Source organism: Protofrankia sp. Cas3, from assembly GCF_963555955.1.
Taxonomy (GTDB): Bacteria; Actinomycetota; Actinomycetes; order Frankiales; family Frankiaceae; genus Protofrankia.
Window position 1 is genome coordinate 1 of the sequence record NZ_CAUVXP010000208.1, and the last position, 8,386, is coordinate 8,386.

Here is an 8,386-nt window from a genome sequence, read left to right on the forward strand (position 1 = left end):
GGGCATCGCTATGAGGTCGTTGACAGCGACATCGCCTTCACCGGACGGATCATCTCGGTCCGCCGGGATGCGGTGCGGATGCCCGATGGCGGGGTGTCCCAGCGCGATGTCGTCGTGCACCCGGGTGCGGTCGGAGTGGTGGCGCTCGACGAGGCCGACCGGGTGGTGATGGTGTACCAGTACCGTCATCCGGTCCGTCGACCGTTGTGGGAGCTGCCCGCCGGCATCCTGGACGTACCCGGCGAGCCGCCGGTCGAGGCGGCGGCACGCGAACTCGCCGAAGAGGCGAACCTCACGGCCGGGCGTTGGGATCTGCTGGTCGACGTGCTCGCGTCACCCGGCATGACCAACGAGGTGTACCGGGTCTTCCTCGCTCGCGAGCTCGCGGCGGTTCCCGTGGCGGACCAGCATGTCCGCGTTCACGAGGAGGCGGACATGCAGATCGCGCGGGTGGATCTCGACCGTGCCGTCGGCCGGGTCATGGACGGCTCGATCACCAACGCCATGGCCGTTGTCGGTCTGTTGGCGGTGGCGACCGCCCGCCTGGACGGGTTCACCCGGCTACGCCCGGTGGATGCGCCGTGGGAGGACCGTCCCAGTCCCGTCGGTTGACCTTCGGTGCCTGACAGTTGACCTTCGGTGCCTGACAGTTGACCGTGGGCGTCCGGCGGTTGTTCCGCCGGACGCCGGGCTGCAGCGCTGCGTGCGTCGGGTCAGCGGTTGCCGGTGAGGACGCCGCTGGCCTCGTCCACGACGACGGCTGCGTTCGCCGTCAGCGTCACCGGGGCGAGGGGGAACGCCTGGCCGACACCGGGTACGGCGAACGTCCCCTGCCAGGTGACCGTGAGCGTGACGGTGTAGGTCCCGGGTTTGGCGTAGGCGTGCGCGACATAGGCGTCCGGGTGGTCCTTGGGTGAGATCGCCGGGTCGAACGGGCGGCCGGGTGCATCGGGGCCGACGGTGCTGTCGCCGAAGTCCCACCGGTAGTGCGGCGCCGCCCTGATGGTGGCCAACACCGGTTGGTCGACGTTGAACGTGAAGCTCGGCGGGACCGGCGTATAGAGCACGGTGGGCAGGTTGGCGAAACTTCGCCCGTTGGGCTGGACGACCAGCGTGGGTCTGGGCAGGGCCTGTTCTCGCAGGTAGTTGACAAGGGACGCCTGTACCTGCGCGAGCGTGGGAGCGGCGGCAATGGCCTTCGGGTCGCACAGCGCGTTGGTGTCCGCGGCGGCCTCTGGAAAGGCGGCCCAGAGCAGTTGCTCGAAGCCGGTCGTCTCCGGGCCGACAGCACAGAAGTCGAGGCGGACAGGGCAGTCCGCGCAGGCGTCCGCTGTTCTGGCGGTTGCGGTGGTCGCGGGTACCTTGTGCAGCCGTCCACCACTGAAGGTGTAGGCATAGCCGTTGTCGGTGGCGCGGGTATCGCAGTAGCCCCACACGGCCGCGCACAGGGAGCCCGGTTGTGAGCCTGGTTCCGCATGGGCCGCGGATGCCGTCGGCAGCACGATGGCGGCGACCAGCCAGACGACCGCCATCAGTCGCCTTACAGTGCCGCCACCGCCGGCCGGTCCGCCGCGCCTGCGGCCGCCTGGAACGTGGTGGCCTGGATTGGGGTGACACCGTGTGTGGTGATCCGGATGCGCCGTCATGACGGTCCCCTGGAGTACAGGACGTTCTCGATGCGCCAGCCGGCGGCGGTCAGCCAGAGCATGGCCGTCGCGGCGCGCGGTGGTTGCGCTGGATAGGTCTTGATCACATTGCCGGTCGTGTCCAGCAGCCGAACCGCTCTGATGGCCACGGTCATCTGCGCGGTGATCGCCTTCTCGCCACTCGGGCCCAAGGTCAGCGGGCTGACGGCGAGCGGACCGACGTCGGTGTGTCCGCCCTGACTGTGGAAGTTCTGGGTGACCCCGATGTCGAGCGCACAGGTCTGACATCCGGGCATCGCCGTTGCGCTCACGTCTGCCACGCGTCCCTCCAGACTGGCCTTGTTGATCTCCTCGAAGTATGCGTTGACCGTGGTCAGCGCCATGTGCAAGAGGTCAGGGCTGCCCGATGCGGACGGCGTCGCGGCGGGCGTCGCGAGGTCGGTCCGGTCGCCCGATGGTGATGCGCTGCGCACCCCGGCCGAGTCCAGCGCCTGCACCTTGGGCGGAGCGGAGGCACCGGTTGCGGCCCCACCGCCGCCACAGCCGGTACCCATCAGGATGAGGGCGGCGGTCGGCAGGAGCCAGACGAATCGTAACTGTCTGCTTTCTGTCCGCACCATTGGAAGGATAGCCTCAAATCGTCATCGATGGGGACAGGATCCGCAAAAATCGCCAAATCGCATGTCGTCCGACCCGGGCGCGGGCGATCGGCGCGATATCGGTGGATGTTGTCAGCCGTGCACCTACACTCACCTCGATGGCGAGCGCAGACATACCGGATGGTTGCACGGCCGGCGATTCTGCTGTACATGGCGGCGCTGCTGGCCGTGTCGGCACGGCCGCTCCCGACGCCGTCGGTGTGCCGATGAGCACGTCGGGGGTGCCCGGGGCCATGGTGGAGCGCTTCCTGGACCATCTGGAAGGTGAGCGCGGGCTCGCCCGCAACTCCGTCCTCGCCTATCGGCATGATCTTCGTCGGTACCTGGAACATCTGAGCGCCCGCCAGGTCCGGTTGTTGGACGACGTCGACGAGGCCGAGGTGGCGGAGTTCGCGGCCACGCTGCGCGAAGGTGCGCAGGGACACCCGCCACTCGCGGCGTCGTCAGTGGCACGGATGCTCGTCGCGGTCCGGTCGCTGCACCGTTTTGCGGTCCAGGAAGGCGAGGTCACCTGCGACGTGTCCCAACCGGTGCGCCCGCCGACCCCGCCGCGCCGGCTGCCCAGAGCGCTCACGGTGGACCAGGTGGTGGCAGTGCTCGCCGCGGCGTCCGGCCCGGCCGGCGGCGACCCGGTGGAGGGGAGTCGACGGCTGCGGGCTGTCGCGTTGCTGGAACTGCTGTACGGCACGGGTGCGCGGATATCGGAAGCAGTGGGTCTCGACGTCGACGACCTCGACCTGGACGGGGCGTCCGTGCGCCTTGAGGGCAAGGGCGGCCGGGCCAGGGTCGTCCCGCTCGGCCGGTACGCCCAAGACGCCCTGTCGGCCTACCTGACCCGGGCCCGCCCGGTCCTGGCGAGCAGGCGGGCTTCCCCGGCGGTGTTCCTGTCTCGCCGCGGAACCCGCCTGTCGCGGCAGAGCGCCTGGACGGCTCTGCGGGCGGCGGCGCTCACGGCCGGGGTGGACGGCGTGTCACCGCATGTGCTGCGCCATTCTTTCGCGACGCACCTGCTCGATGGCGGAGCGGACGTCAGGGTTGTGCAGGAGCTGCTGGGTCACGCCTCGGTCAGTACCACCCAGATCTACACCTTGGTCACGGTGGACAGACTGCGTGAGGTGTATGCGACCTCGCATCCGCGGGCGCTCAGTAGCGAACGGCCGCGGCGGGGTTGATTGCGCGCCCGGAGGCCGTGGCCCCCGGGTCGCCAGCGGGCCAAAGGGCGCGCGACGATCGTCAGATCGCGCGCCCGGAGGCCGTAGTCCCTGGAGCACCGACCGACGTCAGGACGGGGTGTAGGGCCCCAGGCTCGGCATGCCGTTGGATGGCGCGGGCGCGGGCACGCCGCCAACCCCACCCACGTTCTGTGTGCTGCGTTCGGCGAGCGTCTCACCGACCTTGCGTGCGATCGCCTCCATCAGGCGCAGTGCCTGCGGCAGCGACAGGTTGAGCACCACTTCGCTGTCGTTCGTCATCGCGAAGCGAACCGATACGTCCGCCATTGCTCGACCTCTCCCGCCTGACTCCGTGGATCTCGCCGCTGTTCGTGGAATGGAACGGTACGACCCGTCATCGAACGACGCGCGCCCGGGGTTCCCCAGCACGCCATGGATATCACGTAATGTTATATCCGGTTCGCGAAGGGTCGCGGTCATGGGGCTGCTTGCGTCGTTCACCTTCCGCTACTCCTCTGCCTGCTCGGGTGCCTGCTCGGGTGCCTGGCCGGTACCGCTACAGCTCCGAGACGACTTCGGCCCCGGGTCCGCCAACCTCCTACGTAATGATCAAAGTTCGTGAGGATCAAAGTTCGTAGGTGTCATGTTGTGAAGGCATAGTCCCGCATCCGCCGGTGGTTCCGATACGGGGGGTACCTGGGAGTGAATCAAGGTGTGCGGCTATCCTTGCGGTTGATTCCGCCGTGTCCATCATCCAGGACTGGCATCCGTGTCCGGCATCCGTGGCCAGCATCGTGTTGGCCTGGTGTTGAGCGGCGATCGGGTGGGTCGGCGGCGAGCACCGGTCTTATGATCACAGTGCCCCGAAAGTGGGATGTGCGGCAGGATATGGCCATGGGTTCCCCTCACGATCTTCCTGACGTCTCGCTGTTGACGGTCTCCATTCTCGGCGGTACCGGCCCGCAGGGTCGCGGCCTCGGTCGCCGCCTCGCGATCGCCGGCAACCAGGTTGTGCTGGGCTCGCGCTCGGCCGAGCGGGCACAGGATGCCGCTGCGCAGCTGAGCGCGGCAGGTTTGCCCGTCATCGGCGCGGACAACTCCGCCGCAGCCGCCCAGGGTGACATCGTGATTGTCGCCGTGCCCTGGGAAGGCCACGGGGAACTGCTGGTCAGCCTCCGCGCGGAACTGGCGGGTAAGATTGTCGTCGACTGCGTGAACCCGCTCGGTTTTGACAAGGGGGGAGCGTTTGTGCTTGCGGTCCCCGAGGGCAGCGCAGCCCAGCAGGCCGCGATGCTGCTGCCGGACAGCACCGTCGTGGCCGCTTTTCATCATGTCAGCGCGGTGCTGTTGGCCGATGAGACGGTCGACGCGCTGGACACCGACATCCTCGTGCTGGGTGATGACCGCCATGCCACCGACACCGTTGCGGCCCTTGCCGCCAGGATTCCCGGGATGCGCGGTGTGTACGCCGGCAAACTGCGTAACGCCGCCTCGGTCGAGGGCCTGACCGCGAACCTGATCTCGGTGAACAGGCGCTACAAGGCCCACGCCGGCTTGCGTGTGACCGACATCTGACCGGCTCGCCTCCGTCGGAATCCGGCGATCATGCAGGATCGTCCAGTAGGTGCCATCCTGGAAGGCGGACTCCACCGAATCTACGGGAGCGGGCGCGCACGGTGACGGCGGACAGCCGGGATGATCCCGAACTTGATGATCTTATGCTTGTCGTGGACGTGCCCGGCCAGGTTGCCCGCGTGGTCTCGCTCGTGCCGAGCCTCACCGAGGCCATCGCGGTCACCGCACCCGGGCTCCTGGTCGGGGCCACGGACTGGTGCGTTCGCCCGGCCGGACTCGACGTGGTGCGCGTACGTGGGACGAAGAATCCGGACCTGGCCAGGATCATCTCACTCGCGCCGGACGTCGTCTGTGCCAACGCTGAAGAGAACCGTATAGTTGATCTTGAAGGATTGCGGGCAGCCGGGATACCCGTGTGGGTGACCGCACCGACCACGGTGGACGCCGCGCTGGTGAGCCTCGATCGGATGTTGCGTCATGCCTGTGGGCTGGCTCGGCCCCGGTGGCTGGACGCCGCGCGCGCGACCTGGGCGGTCCCTTACACCGGCGAGCGGCGGACCGCTCTGATTCCGGTGTGGCGACGACCCTGGATGGCGGTGGGGCGCGACACCTTTGCCGGTGACGTCCTGCGCAGGCTCGGCGTCGACAATGTGTTGGCCGAGCATTCCGAGCGTTATCCCCGGATACGTCCAGACGACATGGGCGTAGGCGACATGGGCGTGGATGACATGGCTGCCTGCGAGCTCGTGGTGCTGCCCGACGAGCCGTATCCGTTCAGCCCGACGGACGGTCCGGAGGCGTTTGGGGGAATGACCGCGGTATGTGTGTCAGGGCGCCATCTGACCTGGTACGGACCATCGCTGGTGTCGGCCCGCGCGGTGCTCGGCGCCCAGCTCGCCCACCCGGTCGCCTGACCGGAACCCTTTGGCCTGACCGAAACCGGTGGCGGGCGAACCCGTCCGCCACCGGTTTCGGTCAGTTACAGATACGTTCAGTTACAGATACGTTCAACTACTGATAACTGTGTTCGATCGTGGGAAAGGTGCCACCGCGGACCTCCGCGGTGAACCGCAGCGCCGCGTCCGCGAGCGTCGACCGCAGGTCGGCATAGCGCTTGACGAACCGGGGGGCATTGCCCTCGGTGAGCCCCGCCATGTCCTGCCAGACCAGAACCTGCGCGTCGCAGTCGGCGCCCGCGCCGATGCCGATGGTTGGGACGGTGAGTTCCTTGCTCATCCGGCAGGCGAGATCCGAGGGGACGACCTCCAGCACGATGGCGAACGCGCCGGCAGCTTCCAGCGCGAGCGCGTCGGCGAGCAACGCGTCGCCGGCGTCGCCACGTCCCTGTACCCGGTAGCCACCGAAGACGTTCACGCTCTGCGGTGTCAGCCCGAGGTGTGCCATGACCGGGATGCCGGCCGCAACCAACGCGGCGACCTGCGGCACCACCCGCGCGCCACCCTCCAGCTTGATCGCCTGGGCGCCGCCGTCCTTCAGGAAGCGCGCCGCGGTGGCCAGCGCCTGCTCCACCGATCCCTGGTAGGACCCGAACGGCAGGTCCGCGACGACCATCGCGTGGGTGCTCCCGCGCGTGACCGCCCGCACCAGCGGCAGCATCTCCTCCACGGTGACCGGAACGGTGGTGTCGTAGCCGTAGATGACGTTGGCGGCCGAGTCACCGACGAGCAGCACGGGCACGCCCACGTCGTCGAAGATCCGAGCGGTGCTCGCGTCATAGGCGGTGAGCATCGCCCATTTCTCCCCGCGGTTCTTCGCCGCCTGCACGTCCCGGACGGTGGTCCTGCCCCGTCGTGGCCAGCTGCCACCCGGCGCGCCGGGTGGGGCCGCAGCCCCGGCCGCGTTCGATGCGGCTGAGGCGGTCGGCGCGCCGTACAGCGTTGCCGCCTCCACAGCCACCGAGGTGACCTGGGAACACACTCCTGCTGAGGTTTCCATCCGATCTCCTGTGAGTCCGTCCAGGCGCTGGCGCGTCCCGGCGTACCTACCATGCTGCCACCGTCGGCGGACGCACGCTCTGCGCGGTTCCGACCGCTTCCTGCTGATCTGGTCGCCGATCTGATCGCTGACCTGATCGCCGACCTGATCGCCGACCTGATCACTGACCGCGGCGGGCGCGCGAAGTCGATCCATCCCGGTGGCTGCCTGTCAAACGGATGCGTCCGGACGCACACCACCGTAGGCTTCGATCTTGAATTATCGAGGCACGCCCTGATGGTCGGGTCAACACGGCGGACGGCGGATTCGATGAGCCATTGTGGGTACGGCGGGGCTGGACGCAGGCGGGTCCGGGCGACGCGACAGGCGATGCGAGGCGCAACGCAAGGTGCAACGCGAGGTGCAACGCGAGGCGCGATGCGTCGCAGGGATTCCGGGCATCCCCGGGGCGGCTCGCCAGCACGGTACGCGCGGTGACGATGTCGGCCGGAAGGCCGCCCGGATCAGCGCGGTCAACGGGAACCGGTCCGACGTTCCGCCCGCCGGGGCGCCCACGGGACACCCGCTGTGATGAGGCGATTATCGACGCGACTTTACAGGCGCTCGCCGACAGCGGTTTCACCGGGCTGTCGATGGAGGCCGTCGCGGCGCGGGCCGGTGTCGGCAAGGCCACCGTCTACCGACGATGGCCGAGTAAGGATGTGCTGGTCTCGGACGCGCTGGCAACGCTGGCCAACGTGTCGGGGGGAGTCGAGACCGGATCGATACGTGACGATCTCGTCGCCTGGCTGAACACCGTGCGCAGGCACAACATCCAGACGCTGTCCGGGCGCATCATGCCCAGGCTGCTGGCGGAGAAGGAGGCGCACCCCGACCTCTTCGAGACCTACCGTGAGCGGGTCATGGCTCCGGCCCGGGAGCGGGTCGCCACTGTTCTGCGTGGCGGCATCGCCTCGGGAGAGCTGTGTCCAGACATCGACGTCGAATTGATCACTGATGTGTTGATTGGTTCTGTCGCGTACTGGCAGTACACCGGACGCTCGAGCGACGTCAGCGGTTCGCGGATCGTGGGCGTGGTCGACACCATCCTGCGGGGGATCGTCGCGCGGTCCGGCTCTGCGGCGAACGCCGCCGCCGGGGTCGGCCCCACCGACAGGAGGCGACAGGATCCACCCGGTGACGTCATGTGGCCACCCCACTAGCCGGCCGATTAGAGCGCCCGGAGCATGCTGGCGAACTGGGGAGTCGCGGATGCATGGGGCCGGTCTCGCGCGGGCGGCGGTCGACCGGCCACGTTGTGCTCACCCATGCCCGCCAGGATCATTGAGGGCTCCCGCAACCCACGCTGATAACAACGGATAAACTACGGTTGCGGTGG

General features: G+C 68.4%; 10 protein-coding genes. 6 read left to right on the forward strand and 4 right to left on the reverse strand.

Annotation, left to right across the window (positions count from 1 at the left end; all coding sequences use genetic code 11):
• A partial coding sequence (locus U9983_RS24965) for an NUDIX hydrolase (RefSeq protein ID WP_322756355.1) occupies nt 1–612 on the forward strand: 612 nt, incomplete at its 5' end.
• 101 nt (nt 613–713) lie between these two features.
• On the opposite strand, the gene U9983_RS24970 is transcribed toward U9983_RS24965, so the two are convergent.
• A complete protein-coding gene (locus U9983_RS24970; RefSeq protein WP_322756356.1) occupies nt 714–1,532 on the reverse strand; it encodes a PKD domain-containing protein in 819 nt (272 codons plus the stop codon).
• A gap of 110 nt (nt 1,533–1,642) precedes the next feature.
• Nucleotides 1,643–2,266: a hypothetical protein gene (locus tag U9983_RS24975; RefSeq protein WP_322756357.1), complete on the reverse strand. Its 624-nt coding sequence runs from the start codon at nt 2,264–2,266 to the stop codon at nt 1,643–1,645.
• A gap of 245 nt (nt 2,267–2,511) precedes the next feature.
• On the opposite strand from U9983_RS24975, the gene U9983_RS24980 reads away from it, so the two are divergent.
• Nucleotides 2,512–3,477 carry a tyrosine recombinase gene (locus tag U9983_RS24980; RefSeq protein WP_322756358.1) on the forward strand — a complete coding sequence of 322 codons (966 nt, stop codon included), beginning with the start codon at nt 2,512–2,514 and terminating at the stop codon, nt 3,475–3,477.
• A gap of 108 nt (nt 3,478–3,585) precedes the next feature.
• On the opposite strand, the gene U9983_RS24985 is transcribed toward U9983_RS24980, so the two are convergent.
• On the reverse strand, nt 3,586–3,804 hold the full coding sequence (locus tag U9983_RS24985) for a hypothetical protein (protein ID WP_131747529.1): 219 nt from the start codon (nt 3,802–3,804) through the stop codon (nt 3,586–3,588).
• A 151-nt stretch (nt 3,805–3,955) separates the two neighbouring features.
• On the opposite strand from U9983_RS24985, the gene U9983_RS24990 reads away from it, so the two are divergent.
• The 3 genes from U9983_RS24990 (at nt 3,956) to U9983_RS25000 (ending at nt 5,966) form a co-directional block, all read left to right on the forward strand.
• Nucleotides 3,956–4,099 carry a hypothetical protein gene (locus U9983_RS24990; RefSeq protein WP_322756359.1) on the forward strand — a complete coding sequence of 48 codons (144 nt, stop codon included), beginning with the start codon at nt 3,956–3,958 and terminating at the stop codon, nt 4,097–4,099.
• Nucleotides 4,100–4,371: 272 nt separating this feature from the next.
• Nucleotides 4,372–5,052, forward strand: a complete 681-nt coding sequence (gene npdG, locus U9983_RS24995) for an NADPH-dependent F420 reductase (protein WP_322756360.1) — start codon at nt 4,372–4,374, stop codon at nt 5,050–5,052.
• 143 nt (nt 5,053–5,195) lie between these two features.
• On the forward strand, nt 5,196–5,966 hold the full coding sequence (locus tag U9983_RS25000) for a helical backbone metal receptor (protein ID WP_322756362.1): 771 nt from the start codon (nt 5,196–5,198) through the stop codon (nt 5,964–5,966).
• Between the two features lie 97 nt (nt 5,967–6,063).
• Here the strand turns inward: U9983_RS25000 and panB are convergent, their stop codons facing one another.
• A complete protein-coding gene (gene panB / locus U9983_RS25005) occupies nt 6,064–7,008 on the reverse strand; it encodes a 3-methyl-2-oxobutanoate hydroxymethyltransferase (protein ID WP_322756361.1) in 945 nt (314 codons plus the stop codon).
• Nucleotides 7,009–7,487: 479 nt separating this feature from the next.
• Here panB and U9983_RS25010 point away from each other — a divergent pair, with 479 nt between their 5' ends.
• Entirely contained in the window at nt 7,488–8,210 is a 723-nt protein-coding gene (locus tag U9983_RS25010; protein WP_322756363.1) for a TetR/AcrR family transcriptional regulator, read from the forward strand.
• The last annotated feature ends 176 nt before the right edge of the window (nt 8,211–8,386 follow it).

Coding starts and splice junctions, on each gene's coding strand:
- U9983_RS24970 (WP_322756356.1), bottom strand. CDS start 1,532: ATGGCGGTCGTCTGGCTGGTCGCCGCCATCGTGCTGCCGACGGCATCC.
- U9983_RS24975 (WP_322756357.1), bottom strand. CDS start 2,266: ATGGTGCGGACAGAAAGCAGACAGTTACGATTCGTCTGGCTCCTGCCG.
- U9983_RS24980 (WP_322756358.1), top strand. CDS start 2,512: ATGAGCACGTCGGGGGTGCCCGGGGCCATGGTGGAGCGCTTCCTGGAC.
- U9983_RS24985 (WP_131747529.1), bottom strand. CDS start 3,804: ATGGCGGACGTATCGGTTCGCTTCGCGATGACGAACGACAGCGAAGTG.
- U9983_RS24990 (WP_322756359.1), top strand. CDS start 3,956: ATGGGGCTGCTTGCGTCGTTCACCTTCCGCTACTCCTCTGCCTGCTCG.
- npdG (WP_322756360.1), top strand. CDS start 4,372: ATGGGTTCCCCTCACGATCTTCCTGACGTCTCGCTGTTGACGGTCTCC.
- U9983_RS25000 (WP_322756362.1), top strand. CDS start 5,196: ATGCTTGTCGTGGACGTGCCCGGCCAGGTTGCCCGCGTGGTCTCGCTC.
- panB (WP_322756361.1), bottom strand. CDS start 7,008: ATGGAAACCTCAGCAGGAGTGTGTTCCCAGGTCACCTCGGTGGCTGTG.
- U9983_RS25010 (WP_322756363.1), top strand. CDS start 7,488: ATGTCGGCCGGAAGGCCGCCCGGATCAGCGCGGTCAACGGGAACCGGT.